18 protein-coding genes are annotated in these 16485 nt (G+C 61.6%); 8 read left to right on the top strand and 10 right to left on the bottom strand.

The window, feature by feature from the left end:
* Positions 1 to 260: 260 nt before the first annotated feature.
* The 6 genes from ACTJK7_RS23110 to ACTJK7_RS23085 all read left to right on the top strand — a co-directional run bounded on the left by ACTJK7_RS23110 (position 261) and on the right by ACTJK7_RS23085 (position 4027).
* Complete coding sequence (locus ACTJK7_RS23110; protein WP_108561101.1) at positions 261 to 674, top strand: hypothetical protein; 414 nt, start codon at positions 261 to 263, stop codon at positions 672 to 674.
* Positions 675 to 874: 200 nt separating this feature from the next.
* Positions 875 to 1264, top strand: coding sequence for a hypothetical protein (locus tag ACTJK7_RS23105; protein WP_108561104.1), 390 nt, complete (start codon positions 875 to 877; stop codon positions 1262 to 1264).
* Between the two features lie 15 nt (positions 1265 to 1279).
* A complete protein-coding gene (locus tag ACTJK7_RS23100; protein ID WP_108561107.1) occupies positions 1280 to 1702 on the top strand; it encodes an HD domain-containing protein in 423 nt (140 codons plus the stop codon).
* 39 nt (positions 1703 to 1741) lie between these two features.
* Positions 1742 to 2764, top strand: coding sequence for an AbrB family transcriptional regulator (locus tag ACTJK7_RS23095; protein ID WP_108561110.1), 1023 nt, complete (start codon positions 1742 to 1744; stop codon positions 2762 to 2764).
* A 150-nt stretch (positions 2765 to 2914) separates the two neighbouring features.
* Positions 2915 to 3391 carry a hypothetical protein gene (locus ACTJK7_RS23090; RefSeq protein ID WP_108561113.1) on the top strand — a complete coding sequence of 159 codons (477 nt, stop codon included), beginning with the start codon at positions 2915 to 2917 and terminating at the stop codon, positions 3389 to 3391.
* A gap of 189 nt (positions 3392 to 3580) precedes the next feature.
* Complete coding sequence (locus ACTJK7_RS23085) at positions 3581 to 4027, top strand: YMGG-like glycine zipper-containing protein (RefSeq protein WP_108561117.1); 447 nt, start codon at positions 3581 to 3583, stop codon at positions 4025 to 4027.
* Here the strand turns inward: ACTJK7_RS23085 and ACTJK7_RS23080 are convergent.
* Genes ACTJK7_RS23080 through ACTJK7_RS23070 form a run of 3 tightly spaced genes read right to left on the bottom strand, consistent with a single transcriptional unit; the run spans position 4012 to position 7682 of the window.
* Entirely contained in the window at positions 4012 to 5049 is a 1038-nt protein-coding gene (locus ACTJK7_RS23080; RefSeq protein ID WP_323151872.1) for a DUF2955 domain-containing protein, read from the bottom strand. The two genes, ACTJK7_RS23085 and ACTJK7_RS23080, sit on opposite strands and share 16 nt — an antisense overlap.
* Entirely contained in the window at positions 5039 to 6136 is a 1098-nt protein-coding gene (locus ACTJK7_RS23075; protein WP_440780665.1) for an HlyD family secretion protein, read from the bottom strand. Before ACTJK7_RS23075 ends, ACTJK7_RS23080 begins: the two co-directional genes overlap by 11 nt.
* Entirely contained in the window at positions 6129 to 7682 is a 1554-nt protein-coding gene (locus tag ACTJK7_RS23070) for an efflux transporter outer membrane subunit (RefSeq protein WP_440780664.1), read from the bottom strand. The genes ACTJK7_RS23075 and ACTJK7_RS23070 overlap by 8 nt, the downstream gene beginning before the upstream one ends.
* A 131-nt stretch (positions 7683 to 7813) precedes the next feature.
* Here ACTJK7_RS23070 and ACTJK7_RS23065 point away from each other — a divergent pair, with 131 nt between their 5' ends.
* Together ACTJK7_RS23065 and ACTJK7_RS23060 are read left to right on the top strand one after the other, a co-directional pair.
* Entirely contained in the window at positions 7814 to 8329 is a 516-nt protein-coding gene (locus ACTJK7_RS23065; RefSeq protein WP_064382322.1) for a transporter suffix domain-containing protein, read from the top strand.
* A gap of 268 nt (positions 8330 to 8597) precedes the next feature.
* The gene (locus ACTJK7_RS23060) at positions 8598 to 9383 is read left to right on the top strand and encodes a DeoR/GlpR family DNA-binding transcription regulator (RefSeq protein ID WP_440780663.1); all 786 of its coding nucleotides are present in this window, start codon (positions 8598 to 8600) and stop codon (positions 9381 to 9383) included.
* Positions 9384 to 9560: 177 nt separating this feature from the next.
* On the opposite strand, the gene ACTJK7_RS23055 is transcribed toward ACTJK7_RS23060, so the two are convergent.
* From ACTJK7_RS23055 to fdhD, 7 genes are all read right to left on the bottom strand, one after another.
* The gene (locus tag ACTJK7_RS23055; protein ID WP_108561132.1) at positions 9561 to 10844 is read right to left on the bottom strand and encodes an NAD(P)/FAD-dependent oxidoreductase; all 1284 of its coding nucleotides are present in this window, start codon (positions 10842 to 10844) and stop codon (positions 9561 to 9563) included.
* A 149-nt stretch (positions 10845 to 10993) separates the two neighbouring features.
* A complete protein-coding gene (locus ACTJK7_RS23050; RefSeq protein WP_108561135.1) occupies positions 10994 to 12358 on the bottom strand; it encodes a glutamine synthetase family protein in 1365 nt (454 codons plus the stop codon).
* Between the two features lie 424 nt (positions 12359 to 12782).
* Positions 12783 to 14129, bottom strand: coding sequence for a chromate efflux transporter (gene chrA / locus ACTJK7_RS23045; RefSeq protein WP_440780662.1), 1347 nt, complete (start codon positions 14127 to 14129; stop codon positions 12783 to 12785).
* A gap of 284 nt (positions 14130 to 14413) precedes the next feature.
* A complete protein-coding gene (gene moaE / locus ACTJK7_RS23040; protein ID WP_108561141.1) occupies positions 14414 to 14875 on the bottom strand; it encodes a molybdopterin synthase catalytic subunit MoaE in 462 nt (153 codons plus the stop codon).
* Positions 14876 to 14878: 3 nt separating this feature from the next.
* Complete coding sequence (locus ACTJK7_RS23035; protein WP_108561144.1) at positions 14879 to 15130, bottom strand: MoaD/ThiS family protein; 252 nt, start codon at positions 15128 to 15130, stop codon at positions 14879 to 14881.
* Entirely contained in the window at positions 15127 to 15612 is a 486-nt protein-coding gene (gene moaC / locus ACTJK7_RS23030) for a cyclic pyranopterin monophosphate synthase MoaC (RefSeq protein ID WP_108561147.1), read from the bottom strand. The genes ACTJK7_RS23035 and moaC overlap by 4 nt, the downstream gene beginning before the upstream one ends.
* A complete protein-coding gene (gene fdhD, locus ACTJK7_RS23025; protein WP_108561150.1) occupies positions 15609 to 16451 on the bottom strand; it encodes a formate dehydrogenase accessory sulfurtransferase FdhD in 843 nt (280 codons plus the stop codon). The genes moaC and fdhD overlap by 4 nt, the downstream gene beginning before the upstream one ends.
* Positions 16452 to 16485: the final 34 nt, after the last annotated feature.

The following is a 16485-nucleotide window of genomic DNA, read 5'->3' as shown; positions in this document are numbered from 1 at the left end:
GTATTTTGGCGCTTTCCACGCTATGAGTGCATAGCGAATTTCGTGCATTTGTTGATCGCTATGGAACATCAAATTTTTGAACAAGCTCGCTCACCACGAGCAGTCATTTCCTACGCGGTTTTCAGATCCCGAAATTCATCACATATTCCTGCCCCGGAACTTTCCTCAAAAACGATGTCAATTTGATGGCGTGTCGCGACGCTCATTTGAACGAATCACCCAGTACCAGGCTGTTTCCTGGCAAGCCAAGGAAGTGTGAGATGAAACTGATTCTTGCGATGTTGTTGCTGTTCAGCGGTTATGTTTCCGCCAGTTGCTCCAGCATCAGTGATCACGACAAACGCAGTTACTGCCAGGCCAGGGAGGAAGGCAGCAGTTGTTCTTCCATCGGCGACCACGATTTGCGTTCGGCCTGCGAAGCGGAGAAAGGCAGTTCGTGCTCAAGCATTGGCGATCATGACCAGCGCGCTTATTGCGAAGCAAAAAAGGGCAGCAGTTGTTCCTCCATCGGCGATCACGACCTGCGCGCGGCCTGTGAAGCGGAGAAAGGCAGTTCATGTTCAAGCATCGGTGATCATGACCAGCGGGCGTTTTGTGAAGCGAAGAAGGGCACTAGTTGTTCTTCAATCGGCGATCATGATCTGCGCAGTCAGTGTGAAGCCATGAAGCGTTGATCGATTGACCAAATTCCAAACGTAAAAGGGACACCCAACGGTGTCCCTTTTTTGTGGGCGACTGAAGCGCAATTCCCAGACTGCCCAGTCAAACTTTTCACTTGCCACGCCCCGGCTCATCGCCAAAGGTTCCCCCCATCAGCACCACGTCGTAGACTGCGAAACAAGTTGTAACGCCTCTCCCACGGACGGAACCGCGCATGATTCAGATCGGCAGCCGCAACAACGCCCCCACGTCGCAGCACAAAACCCAGGACATCTACCTCTTCTGCATCGACCTGTCCCGCCCGGCGACGCCGTTCTGCTTCGAGCAATCGATCGGCGGCGGGCATGTCGAGCAGGGCGGTGCGCGGTGGTTGGCGCTGGACGAGCTGGATGGCTGGCCCGGTGAATGGCGTGAACATTTGAAGAAGGCCGGATGTGCCTGGGTGGTCGAGTTGCTGGATGCTCATCCGAGGGAGAGTCAGGCTGATCTGGTCTCTCTGATCCTCCAGCGCTATGCCGAGCCGGCGCAGCCAACTGGGCGTTTGCAGGCGATCGGGCGCTGGTTCAAGCGCCACTTCTATATTGGCGGCCGGTACGGCGTCTGACCCGAGGAAACCCCCATGACTCAGACACTGGAACGCGCCATCGCGATTGCCGCCACAGCCCACGCGGGGCAGGTGGACAAGGGCGGTGCGCCGTACATTTTGCATCCGCTGAAGGTCATGTTGCGCATGAGCAGCCTGGAAGAGCGCATCGTCGCGGTGCTGCACGATGTGGTCGAGGATTGCGGCATCAGCCTCGAAGATTTGCGCAAGGAAGGCTTCAGCGAAGAAGTGCTGTCAGCCATCGAGTCGGTGACCAAGGTGCCCGGCGAATCCTACGAGGACTTCGTCGAGCGCGCGGCGCATAACCCGATCGGACGGGTGGTGAAACTGGCGGATCTGGAAGAAAACAGCGACCTGTCGCGGATTGCCTCGCCGAGTTGGGAGGATCTGGAGCGGATCGAAAAATATCGGCGGGCGATTGGACGATTGCGCGCCTGACTTAACTGAAAAGCACTTTGAATAGCCAGGAAGGCGACCTTGAAATCCATTCTGTGTTTGTTGATTGCTGCCGGGTTCGGCGCGCTGTTGCAGTTCGAAGGTGTGCCTCACGGTTTGTTGTTGGGCTCCATTCTTGTGACGGCACTGGTCGTCACCAAATTCAAATTCGCGCCAGCGACACCCTATGGCCTGGGCTACATCCAGGTCACGCTGGGCATCGCCACCGGGTTGATGTTCGAAGCGTGGGACAGCGCGACCGTCTCCACGATGTTGCCGAGCCTCGGCGTGTTGCTGCTGTGCCTGGCAGTGCAAGTGGCGCTGGCCGCATGGTGGCTAGCGCGCGGTGCGGGGTGGAATCGCACGGATGCCTTGCTGGCGGTGTATCCGGGGGCGCTGGCGGCGGTGTTCGATTTGCTGGAATCGCATCAGGCGTCGAGCAAGGTGATCATCGTGCACTTGATGCGGCTGCTGCTGATCACGGTGCTGGTGAGTTTGCTGATTCCCGGAACGGCGCCGGTTGCGGTGGCCGAGGTCGATCCGCTGTCGACGGGCATGGCGCTGACCGTGCTGTCGGTGATCGGTTTGAGCGTGGTGGTCGGGCGTTTGCTGCTGGCCGTTGGCGTGCCGGCGCCGTTCATGCTGACAGCAATCATCATCACCGCCGTGTTCGTGAAATCAGGATGGCTGCAGGGCTTTCACATGCCGGATTGGAGCCTGAATCTGGCGGCGCTGATTCTGGGTGTGCGGATCGGTTCGCGATTCCAGGGACTTGGCCTCGCGGAACTGGGACGTCATGGTCGCACGGCATTGGTGTCGGTGGGTTTGATGATTTTGGTCGCGGCGGTTTTTGCATTGGCGGCGGCACGGTTGCTGGGCAGCGATGCGTTGTCGCTGTGGCTGGCCTACATGCCGGGGGCAATCGAAACCATCGCGATTGTGGCGTTCGCGGGCGGGCTGAATGTGGTGTTTATCCTCACTCACCATCTGGCGCGGATGGTGGTGTTGCACTTTGCACCGGCGTTGTTGGTGCAGGTTCGGCGGGAGCGGAATACAGCCGATTAGGACCTCGATTGTTTTTTGTGTCTTAAAACGCTGATCTATATATCGAATTTTTCTTCAATACTGTCAAAATTGACAGGGGAGCTTATTGGTTTAATTGTATAGATTGTGTAGCCGAAAGGGTCTTTATAAAAAATCTGAAGGTGGCTAATCATGCATAAAATCAGCGTTGATGAAATTATCCCTGTTGACCGTGTAGAGGTAGGGAAGTTGGTCGCGGAATTCAAAATTGCACTCGCGAATAGCGATTTTGAACCAATAAAAAAAATTGCATTCGATGGCCTTCTTACGACTGAAGGTCAAAGATATTTTTGGGGGTTTGGGCCAACTCAGGATGAGAAGGGCTGGGTGTTTCGCCTGGATTTTAGTCACTTTGATTTTAAGCCGGATATTGATTACAAAGTCGGCTCAGGCGGTTTTGGTGCGTTGCTGGTGGAGGGTGGGGACTTCATGATCAGCGGCGGCAGGGTTCGCGAAGGCGTCATGCGAATCGCTGAAATGGAACCTCACGAAGGCAAGATCACAGGGAGGCTTTTAAATGTAAAGGCCGAAGGCGGTCGGCCTGATGGAAGTGATATGGATCCTGCCTACGCGAGTGAAATAAATTTTGAAGTTAAACTGGAGAAGTAAGTCTCTGAAAGTTAATGCGAAAGTATTGACACTGAAGTTTTTGAACCGGCTTTGGTCTGTAGTTGAATATCCCCCAGCCTGACCCTCTCCTTACGGGTGAGCGTCAGGCTGGGAATTTTGACTGGGCACTGAACTACACTCCTTGATTACCCCGCATTACAGCTAACCCGAGCGCCGTCGGAGGTAATCATGATCCGCAAGAAGTCCTTCCCGCTTTTACTTGCTGCCATATGCGCCACACAGGCCAGCGCTGAATCCGTCGTCCCGCTCAAGGGCCAGACTTCCCAGCAAACCCAGATCGACATAAACGACTGCCATTCCATCGCGTCCACCTCAACCACGTCGACACCCCAGGCCGGCGGTCGGTTGAAGGGCGCCGCAGTGGGAGCCGCTGCCGGCGCCACCGCCGCCGAAGTGCGCGGCCGTCAACACGACGAGTTTTACGAAGCCGTGGATGATGACCGCAAGCAGGATTACCGCCAGAACCGAGCCAAAGAGACGGCAGCGGCGGGTGCGGTGGTTGGTGGTGCGCGGCAGCGGCAGGATCGGCGCGAGCAGCGGCGAACCGATGCTTCAGCCAGTTCAAGCGCCTACACCGGTTGCCTGCAAGGGCGGGGTTATCAGGTCACGCCCTGACGGCTTTCCCGGTGCGCGACGAGCAGGTGCATCATCACGCCGCTGTAGAGCGTCACCAGAATGAACAACCCCATGCGCACCGCGAACGCGGTGTAGACGTCCTTGCCCGCTGCACTGTCCTCCACCGACTGGCCGAGCAGGATGATCATGGTGATCAGGGTGTTGAGCCAGAACCCCGGCGTCAGTTGCGTCAGGTGCAACCGATAGAGTTTGCGCGCCAGCAACAGCCCGAACAGCAGCATCCACAGAAAGAACATCCACAGGTGTACGAACAGGCTTAACGCACACCAGAACAGCACCGCCAGCAGCCCGCCAAGCAAGGTCGAGCCGAGCAATTCGCGCCCGGCGTGATGGGTGCGGGTGGTGGTGCTTTGCTGGCCGAGGCTGACGGCTTTGAGGATGATCGGCAGGTAGCTGGCCGGGTCGATCAGCACCAGCAGGAAGGTCGGCAGCACGATCAATGTTGCGCGCATTGCTACGCGGGGCACGTCTTCGGCGGGCAGGGCGGGAGCGGGTGGTGGCGCGGGGCTGTTGGCCGGCTCCGGGAACAGGACGTGGCTCAGGCCGACGATGACGACGGCCAGCAACAGGCCTTTGACCAGCGCGCCGATCACCGCCATCGCCAGCTCGAATGAGGCGAAACCGGCGGCGGAGATCATGGTCATGCCGATCACCAGAAACGTCATGATCAGCACGTTGCCGCCGCGCAAGCCGTAAGTGAACACCAGAAACAGGCCGACACCGATCAGCAGGACGCCACACACCGGGTAATAGCGCAGCAACGGCACCAGCAACAGGCCGAGACTGGCGGTGAGCGCGGCGACCAGCGTCAGCACCAGCGCCATTTTCACCGGCAACGGTCGAGGCATGCTGGCCAGCAGCAACACTGCTAACACCGGCGATAGAAACGACAGCGGAAGAGCGAGGCCGTAACTGGCGGCGGTGCACAACGCCGTGCCGCAAGCCAGGCGCAAGGCCCGTTGCGCCGGAACGCTGCGTTCAATAGGCCGCTCAGTAGGCATAGCTCAGCCAGCTCATCAACCAGACAAACACCCGCCCGAGCGGATTGAGCAGATTGCCTTCGCTGGGAAACGCCATGACTTCCGCCTGCCCGCCGGCGCGAATCGAACGACTCTCGAACAGGCGTTTTTTCGCCTCTTCGCTGAACTCGATGATCACCGGAAAACGCTGGGCCGGACGCAGCCAGTCGCGGCTGTTCTGGATCGTTGGCAGGGTGCCGGGCGGTGGAGTCTGGCCGACGCTGGCGCCATAGCCAACGCTGCGCACTCGGCCGTCGAGCACTTCGCCGGGCAGGGCGTCGAGGATGATCGACACCGGCGTGCCGGGCTTGATCCGGCCGAGGTTGTTCTCGGTGAGGTCGGCGCTGATCCACACGTCCTGGATCGTGATCAGGGTCATTACCGGACTGCCGGCAGCGGCGAACTGGCCGACGTCGGTACGCAGGTCGGTAATCAGTCCCGCCGAACGCGCGCCGATGCGGGTGTTGGCCAGATCCAGTTCAGCCTTCGCCAGTGTGGCGGCGGCGCTGAGCAGTTTGGCGTTGGTGTCGGTGTTGCCGCCTTCCTGCTCCTGGGCGCGCAGCACTTCGGCCCGGGCGGCGGCGACCTGGCTGACCGCCGCTTCGTGGTTGGCCCGGGACACTTCCAGAAGCCGTACCGAAACGGTGCCCGGATCTTCTTTATACAAGCCTTCAAGCCGCCGATTGTCCTGGCGCGCCTTGAGTTCATTGGCCTGGGCTGCCCGCAACGACGCCTGAGCCGAAGCGATGCCCGCGGTGCTGGCGCCGACCGTGCGCCGGGTGTTTTCCAGATCGGCGCGAGCCCGGTCGACGGCGATCTGCAGTGGCTGCGGATCGAGCTCGAAGAGGATGTCGCCGGCCTGCACGTCCTGATTGTTGCGCACGTTGACCTTGATCACCCGGCCCGCGACTTCCGCCGCCACCGGGATCACGAACGCGCCGACCCGCGCCTGCTGGGTGTAGGGCGTAAAACGGTCGGCCAATAGATACCAGACCAGGCTCAGCACAATCACCAGCAGCACCCAGCGGATGCCTTTTTTCGCCGGATCCGGCGGCGCTTCATCACTCATGGCGGTCTACCTGCGAGGGAATCGGATAGGACGGTTGGGGCGGCGGGGCGCTCAGCAGATCGCCCCAATCGGTGCGTTGCTGCATGTGCTGTCGGGTCGCTGAATCAATCTGCGGTACGGCGCTTTGCCAGCCACCACCGACGGCGCGGTACAAAGCGATCAGATTGCTCACGGCGTTGCTGCGGCTGACCAGATAGTTGTCCTGTAGCTCCAGCAATGCGCGCTGGGCATCGAGCACCCGCTGAAAGTCTGAATAGCCTTCGCGATATTGAGTGTTGGCCAGCACCAGCGAACGTCGCGCCGCGCCTTCGGCCTCGCTCAGAATGCGTTCGCGTTCCAGCGCTTTGGTCAGGCCGCTGGCGGCGTCGTCGGCCTCGCGGGCAGCCTGGCGGACTTTGTCGCGATAGGCTTCGATCAGTTGCTGCAACCGCGCGTCCTGCACGCGGATGTTGTTGTGGATGCGGCCGTAGTCGAACAGGTTCCAGCGCAGGCTCGGGCCGCCGATCAGGTCGAGGTTGCGCGGGGTGGCGCCGAGGGTGTCGCTGGACCAGACGATGCTGCCGAGCAAGGTCAGCGAGGGATACAGATCGGTTTCCGCCACGCCGACCAGCGCCGATTGCGCGGCAACGTTCAGTTCCGCCGCGCGCACATCGGGACGGCGCAGCAGCAGGTTGGCCGGGACGTCCTGCAACACCGCGCGATCCACCAGCGGAATCAGCCCCGGTTGCTCCGCCAGAAACGCCGCGCCACCGGGCGGCTGGCCGACCAGCACCGCCAGCGCATTGCGGGTGCGCAGCAACTGGTCTTCGAACGCCGGAATGCTGCTGAGGGTGCCGAGGTATTGGGTTCTGGCCTGTTGCAGGTCGAGTTCGGCGGTCTGGCCGCTGCGAAAGAGTTTTTCGGTGATCTCGAAATTGCGTTTTTGCTGAGCGGCGTTCTCCCGGGCGACCCGCAGCCGGGCTTCTGTGGTGCGCAGGGCAAAGTAGGTGTCGGCCACTTGAGCGCGTAATAGAACGAGGGCGTCTTCGTAATTGGCCTGGGCGGCGAAGTAGCTGGCGTCGGCGGACTCGATGGCGCGGCTGAAGCGGCCCCAGAAATCCAGCTCCCAGCCGACATCGAACGCGGCGCTGTGCTGCCAGAAGTGCAAGTCCTGCGGGTTGTTGCCGCCGGACTGATGGCGGTCGATGTACAGGCTGTCGGCGCTGGCCTGTTGCAGCTGCGGGTAGCGACCGCTGTCGGCGATGCCCAGTTGCGCGCGGGCTTCGAGGACCCGCAGCCCGGCGATTTTCAGGCTGCTGTTGCGGGCTTCGGCGTCGCTGATCAAACGGTCGAGGATCGGATCGGCAAACACCTGCCACCACTGGCGCAGATCCGGCAGCGTGCCGCGTTCGCTGGCCTGCTCCAGTGCCGGACTTTGCCACTGCTTGCTCCAGGCCTCGGCCGGTGGCTGGAAATCCGGGCCCAGCCGCAGGCAGCCGCCAAGGCTCAGCGCACCGAGCAGCAGCAGGTGGCCGGGACGGATCAGCAGGGCTGGCGTTGCAGGCATACCGGGAGGCCCCAGCGGGAAATGTCACTGGAGCATAGACCGCAGATTGCCGGTTGATCGAAGCAATCAACTGCTACGCTTTTTCAGGCGAACACCACCGAACCCCGCCCCGGATAAAAAGGTAGGAAGCCATGGACACTGCTCAAGAACCGCTTGCCCCCACCAGCGCCAGCTGGCGTTTCAAGGTCGGCGTGGCAATCATCTGCCTGATGCTCGGTTCGTGGCTGATGGTGCCGATTGCCGCCGCCCTCGACGTGCCGGGCTCGAAAGTCGCGGCGCTGACCGGGGTGCTGTTCATCAGCAATAAAGTGCTGTTGCTGCTGGTGATTGCGGTGATGGGCAAGGCCGGGTTCGCCGAGCTCAAGCGCACGATTGGCCGCTATATCTCCGGCGTGATTCCGACTCCGGTGGCTGAAGTCAGCCCGCTGCGCCACAAGATCGGCGTGGTGATGTTCTGCCTGCCGCTGCTGTCGTCCTTCCTGGAACCGTATTTCGACAACTTCTTCCCGGGCGTACGGCCCAACCTCTGGCAGATGCAGGCGCTGGGCGACTTGATGTTCGTCGGCAGCTTTTTCGTGCTGGGCGGCAATTTCTGGGACAAGGTGCATGCGCTGTTCGTGCGCAAGGCGCGGGTGTTGGCGGAGTGATCGCCGATCGAGCATTGATTTCGATCAGGCATGCCCGAGCGCGATGGCAAACGATACGACGACCATGCAGGCAAATGCGAAATTGAGGTTCATGGGGTATTCATCCTGGTCCTTTTGAAAGTGGGGCCATTCTGCCGGGGTGGGGTAAAAAGAAAAAATTCGGCTTCGTGATTCCAATGATCGAAGCCATTGATACCTGCGTTGTGTTTACCGACCGGCTTGGCTAATCTCGCCAAACCTGCAACGACAAGCACAAACAGGCAAAACCATGCACGATCATTCCGCATCCGAGCTTCCTTCCCTGCGCCGGCAGAAAATCCTTTTGATCCTCGAACGTGACGGCAAGGTCATGGCGTCCGAGTTGAGCCAGCATTTTGCGGTGTCCGAAGACACCATCCGCCGCGATCTGGCCGAGCTGGATAACGCCGGACTGGTGCAGCGAGTGCATGGCGGGGCGCTGCCGAGGCCCAAGGACACCGGCAAGGATTACTTCACCCGGCTGGACGAGATCGACGAGGTGAAGATTCGTCTGGCGCAATTGGCGGCGCAGCAGGTGCGCAATGGGCAAACGGTGATGTTCGACTCCGGTTCCACCTCGTTGCAGGTGGCGCGCTCGTTGCCCAGGGACATCAGCCTCACGGCGGTCACGGCGTCACCGATGACGGCAATTGCGTTGTCGGAATACCCGGGCATCAAAGTGATTCTGGCGGGCGGGCAGCTCAATCCGAAAACCATGGCCGCCGGCGGTCACGAGGCGCTGCGGCTGCTGTCGGGGATCAAGGCGGATCTGGCGATCACCGGGGTCTGCGCGATTCATCCGGAGGTGGGCATCACCTCGCTGCACTTCGATGAAGTGCCGGTCAAGCAGGCGCTGCTCGACTGTGCGGCGCGGGTGATTGCCGTGACCACGGCGGACAAGCTCGGCGCGGTGGAACCGTTTGTGGTGGCGCCGTGCGAACGCTTGCACACGCTGATCACCGAACGGCATGTGGCGTCGGGGAGTGTCGAGGATTATCGGCGGTTGGGGATTGAGGTGGAGCAACTGCAGGATTGAGTTTTGTGGTGAATTTAAAGGCCCCATCGCGAGCAAGCTCGCTCCCACAGTGTCCGAGGCGTACTCAAAACTCAGGTATGCCCCAAACTTTGTGGGAGCTGCGGTGCGACGATTCGACTTGCCCGCGAAGAGGCCAGTCGATCCAATGCATAAACTGGCACGCGGTCGAGGAATCAATCAGCGCAGTTTTTCCAGCATCTGGTAGTACCACATGCCCGCCGCCAGCATCGGATTCCCCAGCAAATCCCCCATCGGCACGCGAATGTGCGAGCACGCGGCAAACGTGTCGAACTGCTGCATCTGCCCGGTGATCGCCCGGCTCATGATTTCGCCCATGATGTGGGTCGTGGCGATGCCGTGGCCGGAGTAGCCCTGGCAATACCAGACGTTGTCCGAGAGCTTGCCCAGTTGCGGAATGCGGTTGATGACGATGCCCATCGCGCAGCTCCACTGGTAATCGATCTTAACCCCTTTGAGCGCCGGGAAAGTCTGTTCGATGCACGGCCGCAGTTCGCCGGCGATGTCCCGTGAGTCCTTGCCGCTGTAGTTGGCGCCGCCGCCGAACAGCAGGCGGCCGTCGGCGGTGAGACGGTAGTAGTCGAGCACGAAGCGGCAGTCGTAGACGGCGAGGTCTTCAGGGTTGATCTGTTTTGCCAGATCACCCAATGGTTCGGTGGTGACGATGCCGCCCATGGCCGGGAAGATCTTGCCCTTGAGCTGGCCCGGTTCGAGTTTGTGGTAAACGTCGCCGGCCAGCAGCACCTGATTGGCGTCGATCCGGCCGTGGGCGGTGCGCACGCCGGGACTGTCGCCATGAATGATTTCCAGCACTTCGCTGTTTTCGTAGATCAGCGCGCCGAGGCTTTCTGCCGCCCGCGCTTCACCGATGCACAGGTTGAGCGGGTGCAGGTGCATGTTGCGGGTGTTCTTGATTGCGCCGTGATAGAGCTCGCTTTGCAGCAGATCGCGCACCTGGCTGCGGTCGAGCAGGCTGACTTCATCGCCCATGCCGCGCCGCACGGCTTCGTCGTAGTCGCTGCGCAAACCGGCCATGTGGCTTGGCTTGTAGGCAGCGTGCAGGTGGCCGTGCTTGAGGTCGCACTCGATGCCGTATTTCTCGACGCGCTGTTTGATGATTTCGTGCCCACGCCAGCGCAGGTGCCAGATGAAGTCATCGACCTCGTCGCCCAAGGTGTTGCGCATCTGTTTGCGCATCGCGCCGTCGCCGGACAGGCTGCCGGTGACCTGCCCGCCATTGCGCCCGGTGGCGCCCCAGCCGATCTTGTGGCTTTCGACGATGGCGACTTTCAGGCCTTTCTCGGCCAGCTCGACGGCGGTGGCGACGCCGGTGAAACCGCCGCCGATGATCACCACATCGACCTTGTGCCGGCCTTGCAGGGTCGGGTAGTCAGTGTCGCGGTTGAGTGTCGCGGTGTAGTAGGAATTGCTGCGTTCAGTCATTTTTAGTTCCACACAAAATTCGGGAAGCAAAGTGCAGTCCTTGTGGGAGCTGGCTTGCCAGCGATGGCGGAGTGTCAGTCACCAGAGATGCTGAATGTGCCGACCTCATCGCTGGCAAGCCAGCTCCCACAGTGGACTGCGGGGAATGTTCAGGCCTCTGTGAGGTACCAGCGCCAGTCCTGCTCACCCACTTCGGCCATGAACTGCCGGTATTCCGCGCGTTTCACCGCCAGATACACCCCGAGGAATTCCTGCCCCAGCGCATCCCGCGCCCACACCGATTTTTCCAGCGCCGTGAGCGAGGTCAGCCAATCGGTCGGCAGCAGCTCGTTCGCCTGCGCGTAGCCGTTGCCTTCCACCGGCTCGCCCGGATCGATGTCGTCTTTTATCCCGCGATGAATGCCCGCCAGGATCGCCGCCGCTGCCAGATACGGGTTGGCATCGGCGCCGCAGATGCGGTGTTCGATGTGCCGGGTGATGGCCGGGCCGCCGGGCACGCGCAGGCTGACGGTGCGGTTGTCGACGCCCCAGGTCGGCGCCAGTGGCGCGTAGCTGTTGGCCTGGAAACGGCGGTAGGAGTTGGCGTTCGGGCAGAACAGCAGCAACGAATCGAGCAACGAGGTGAGCATCCCGCCAATCGCCGTGCGCAGCAGCGGGGTGCCGGCCGGGTCCTCGGAGGCAAACAGATTGCGTCCCTCGGCATCGGCGAGGCTGACGTGCATGTGCATGCCGGTGCCGGCCAGGTGATCGAACGGCTTGGCCATGAACGTCGCCTGCATCCCGTGCTTGTGCGCCACGGCTTTGACCAGTCGTTTGTAGCGCACGGCCTGGTCCATCGCCTCCAGTGCATCGCCGTGTTCGAGGGTGATTTCCACCTGACCGGGCGCATATTCCGAGATCGCCGTGCGCGCCGGAATGCCGTGCAGTTTGCAGGCGCTGTAGAGGTCGGCGAGGAACGGTTCGATCTGTTCCAGCTCACGCAAACCGTAGACCTGGGTGTGTCGCGGTCGACCACCGTCGGCATCCAGCGCCGGTTGCGGGCGGCCGTTGTGATCGCGTTTGGCGTCGAGCAGATAGAACTCCAGCTCGCAGGCCATGACCGGGTGGTAACCCTCGGCTTTCAAGCGGTCGATGACCTTGATCAACAGATGACGCGGGTCGGCAATGCTCGCCGGCATGCCTTGTTCCGGGTGCATGCTGACCTGCACCGCAGCGGTCGGAATCTGCCGCCACGGCAGGCGCACCAGACTGCCTTCCAGTGGGTAGGCGCGGCAGTCGATATCGCCGACGTCCCACACCAGACCGGAGTTTTCCACGTCTTCGCCATGCACGGTCAGGCCGAGAATGGTGCTTGGCAGCGGTCGACCGCTTTCGTACACGGCGAGCAGCTCTTCGCGGTGCAACAGCTTGCCGCGGGGCACGCCGTTGGCGTCGAGGATGAACAGCTCGATCATGTCGATGTCGGGGTTTTGCTCGAGAAAGTGACGGGCGTCTTCAATGGCTGCGAATTTCATAATCAATCACTCACGATGGCGCCGCACAGGCGCGCAGATTCGGGCCGGACGCAGTGCGGCAAAAGGCGCGGGCGTCCTGGCAGGGATATCGAAAAAAGAGGGGGAGCTGTCGCGGTTTTTATCGGCGCGATCAGACGGGCAGGCAGATATCCGGCGGGCGTGCGGAGTGACGCAGCTTGGAGCGGCTCAGGGCCATGGGGAGATTGACGATGCGATTCATGCGCGGCTCCTGTGAAGGAGGGCGCACAGTGCAGAGACGTTCAACGATTCTGATTGTTGGAGTGACGTGCTCATGACGCGTGTTTCCGTTGGCGGAAAACGTCGGCGGCGGGAGCGTCCCGCCATGCCGGTGTGGCTGGATAGTAAGGGGGAATCCCCGGATAAGTAAACGCCTGTTTCCGCAGGCGTTGGCGTGCATCCCGGTTCAGCGCAGCAGGTAAAACCCCAGCCCGACGAGGGCGCAAACGATCAACACCTCGATTACCCCGCGCTTGAAAAAGAACAGGGCGACGGCGGCCATGAGGGCCAGCACGATCGAGAAAACGTCGGGCTGACCGGCAAAACCGGCGGGCCAGAACACGTGGTAAGCAAAGAAACACGCCAGATTGAGGATCACACCGACCACCGCTGCGGTGATCGCGGTCAGCGGTGCGGTGAACTTCAGTTCGTTGTGGGTCGACTCCACCAATGGCCCACCGGCGAGGATGAACAGGAACGAGGGCAGGAAAGTGAACCAGGTCACCAGTGTCGCCGCCAGCGCGCCGGCGGCGAACGCGTGTTCCGCGCCGAACGTCGGTTGCACGTAAGCGCCGACGAACCCGACAAACGCCACCACCATGATCAGCGGCCCCGGCGTGGTTTCGCCCAGGGCCAGACCGTCGATCATCTGCGTCGGCGTCAGCCAGCCGTAATGCCCGACCGCGCCCTGATACACGTAAGGCAGCACGGCGTAGGCGCCGCCGAACGTCAGCAGCGCCGCTTTGGTGAAGAACCAGCCCATCTGCGTGAAGGTGCCGCCCCAACCGAACAGCGCCGTCAGCAACGCCATCGGCAGGCACCACAGCAGCGCACCGATCAGCAGCAGACGCAGCAGTCTCGGCAATCGGAACCGCGCATGTTCGGGCGGCGGTGTGTCGTCATCGATCAGCGCCGGGCCGAAGGACTTTTCGCCGCCGCGATGGCCGCCGTTGCTGAACCGCTGCGGCGCCCAGCGTCCGCCGAAATAGCCGATCAGTGCTGCGCCGAGCACGATCAGCGGGAACGGCAGGTTGAAGGCAAAAATCGCCACGAACGCTGCCCCGGCGATCGCCCATAACCAACTGTTCTTCAACGCTCGCGAACCGATGCGATGGGCCGCGTGCAACACAATCGCGGTCACCGCCGGTTTGATTCCGTAAAACACCCCGGCCACCGCCGGCACATCGCCGAACGCGATGTAGACCCACGACAGAGCGATCAGAATCAGCAGCGAAGGCAATACAAACAGCACTCCGGCCAATATGCCGCCAGGGGTTCGGTGCAGCAGCCAGCCGATGTAAGTCGCCAGTTGCTGGGCCTCGGGGCCGGGCAGCAACATGCAGTAGTTGAGCGCATGCAGGAAGCGCCGCTCGGAAATCCAGCGCCGACGCTCCACCAGTTCCTGATGCATGATCGCGATCTGCCCGGCGGGGCCGCCGAAGCCGATGCAGCCGAGTTTGAGCCAGAAAGGCCAGGCCTGGCGCAGGCTGACAGGCTCGGGCCGGGGCAAATCCTCAGGGGGCGTTGTGCTCAAACGAGGCTCCAGGGTTGGTTTTGTCGGAGATGCTATCTAATCAGGCTTTTGTGAATTTGTGGCGTCCGCCTTGCCCTCACCCCAGCCCTCTCCCGGAGGGAGAGGGGGCCGACCGCATTGTCTTGCGTGATACATCGACCTGAAGAATCGAGTCGATTATGGATTTAGCACACTGCTGTTAGTTGGATTCAACGCTATACGTTCAGGTCGGCGTATTTCTCAAGCATCCCCCAATCGGTTCCCTCTCCCTCTGGGAGAGGGCTAGGGTGAGGGCCTTTCGATCGTCAGGCATGCGCCAGACTCCAGCGAAACGCCGCATTCTGATCACTCTCCCGCGCCTCGACCCAATTCGAACCCTCCGGCGTGGTCTCACGTTTCCAGAACGGCGCCCGGGTCTTCAGCACGTCCATGATGAACGCGCAGGCCTCGAACGCCGCATGCCGATGCTTGCTGCTGACGCCAACGAACACGATCGGTTCGGTCACCGACAGCGCGCCAACTCGGTGCACAATCTCCACCGCCAATAGCGGCCAGCGCTCGCGAGCCTGTTCGGCTATCTGCTCCAGAGCCTTCTCGGTCATGCCCGGATAGTGCTCCAGAAACAGCTCGGTCACCGACTGCCCGACGTTCAGATCCCGCACATAACCAATGAAATTCACCACCGCGCCCACCCGTGGATTGCGCGCATGCAGGTCGGCAATCAACTGACCGGCATCGAAGCCTTTACGCTGGACTCGAACACCCATGTCTCACCCCCCCGTGACCGGCGGGAAAAACGCAATCTCGTCGAAGTCCTCGATGGCCCGATCCGGCTGACACAACTCCTGATTCACCGCGCACATCAGGTTGCCGGCGCCGAGCACTTCACGCCAGACATCGCCGCGCTGCATCAGCATTTGCCGCACATCTTCGACACAAGTGAGGGTGTCGCTGGCCGGAATCTTTTCACCGCCCAGATTGAGCCGGTCACGGTAGCTGGCGAAATAGTTGATCAAAATCATTGCGCGTTCTCCCATTGAAAGTGGCCCGAGCGGCCGCCCTGTTTGCTCAGCAGGCGGATGTCGCCGATGACCATCGCCCGGTCCACCGCCTTGCACATGTCGTAGATGGTCAGCGCGGCGACGCTGGCGGCGGTCAGGGCTTCGAGTTCGACGCCGGTCTGGCCGGTGAGGCGGCAGGTGCTGGTGATCTGCACGCGGTCCGGCTCGCAGGCCTTGAGCTCGACGTGGATCGAACTGAGCAGCAGCGCGTGACACAGCGGAATCAGCTCGTGGGTGCGCTTGGCCGCCTGAATCCCGGCGATCCGCGCCACGGCGAATACATCGCCCTTGGGGTGGCCGTTGGACTGGATCATTTGCAGGGTTTCCGGACGCATCTGCACCCAGGCCTGGGCGGTGGCTTCGCGGCGGGTCGCGGCTTTGTCGCTGACGTCGACCATGTTGGCGCGGCCCTGATCGTCGAGGTGGGTGAGGGTGTTGCTCATGCGGTGGGCTCCTGGATCGGGCTGTAGATTCGCGGGGCGTTGCGGTGCGGGACGTGGATCAGGTTCAGGCGGTGCTTGAGCGCCCAACGCACGGTCAGCGCGGTGGGGGCAGACAGGCTGACAAGGGTGCCGAGGCGGGCGCGCACGGCTTTGTGAATCAGTTCGAGGCTGCAACGACTGGTGACCACGACGAAGCCCTGACGCGCATCGAGACCTTCGAACTGCAAGGCGCCGATCAGCTTGTCGAGGGCGTTGTGGCGGCCGATGTCTTCGCGGCACAACAGCGCTTCGCCGTCGGCGTCGAAGTACAACGCCGCGTGCAGGGCACCGCTGCTGCGGGCCAGTTGCTGGGCCTGTTCGATGCGCTGGCGGATGCCGTTGAAATGCGCGGCCGGTGGCAACGGTGTCGGGGTGAGGATCTCCAGTTGCGGCAGCGCCTGCTCAAGGGCTTCCACACCGCAGAGGCCGCAACCGCTGGTGCCCGCCATCTGCCGCCGATGATCTTTCAGAGCCCAGAATGCACGACTGGAAATCTGCACGTCGGCCTGGCAGGCCTGGTCGAAATGGGTCAGGCGGATGTCGTGAATATCGTCGAGGCGGTCGACGATGGCGTTGCTGAGGCTGAAGCCGCGAATGAAGTCCTCGATGTTGCCCGGCGAGACCATCATCACCGCCTGATTCAGTCCGTTGTAGCTGATCGCCAAAGCGATTTCGGCCGCCAGCGCCGCGTGGGACACCGGCGTGTCGTCGAGGTATTCGCGGTACGCCACTTGCGCCGGTTGTGGCGCGGGGGCATTGGCGTCGCCCGGTTCGATGAGTTGTTCAACTTGGCACAGCATCTTGAAAGTCCCACGAAGCGCTGAAGTGGGTTCA

This window comes from Pseudomonas sp. 22085 (assembly GCF_052045815.1).
Taxonomy (GTDB): Bacteria; Pseudomonadota; Gammaproteobacteria; order Pseudomonadales; family Pseudomonadaceae; genus Aquipseudomonas; species Aquipseudomonas glycinae.
This window is presented reverse-complemented; position numbering and strand designations above follow the sequence as displayed.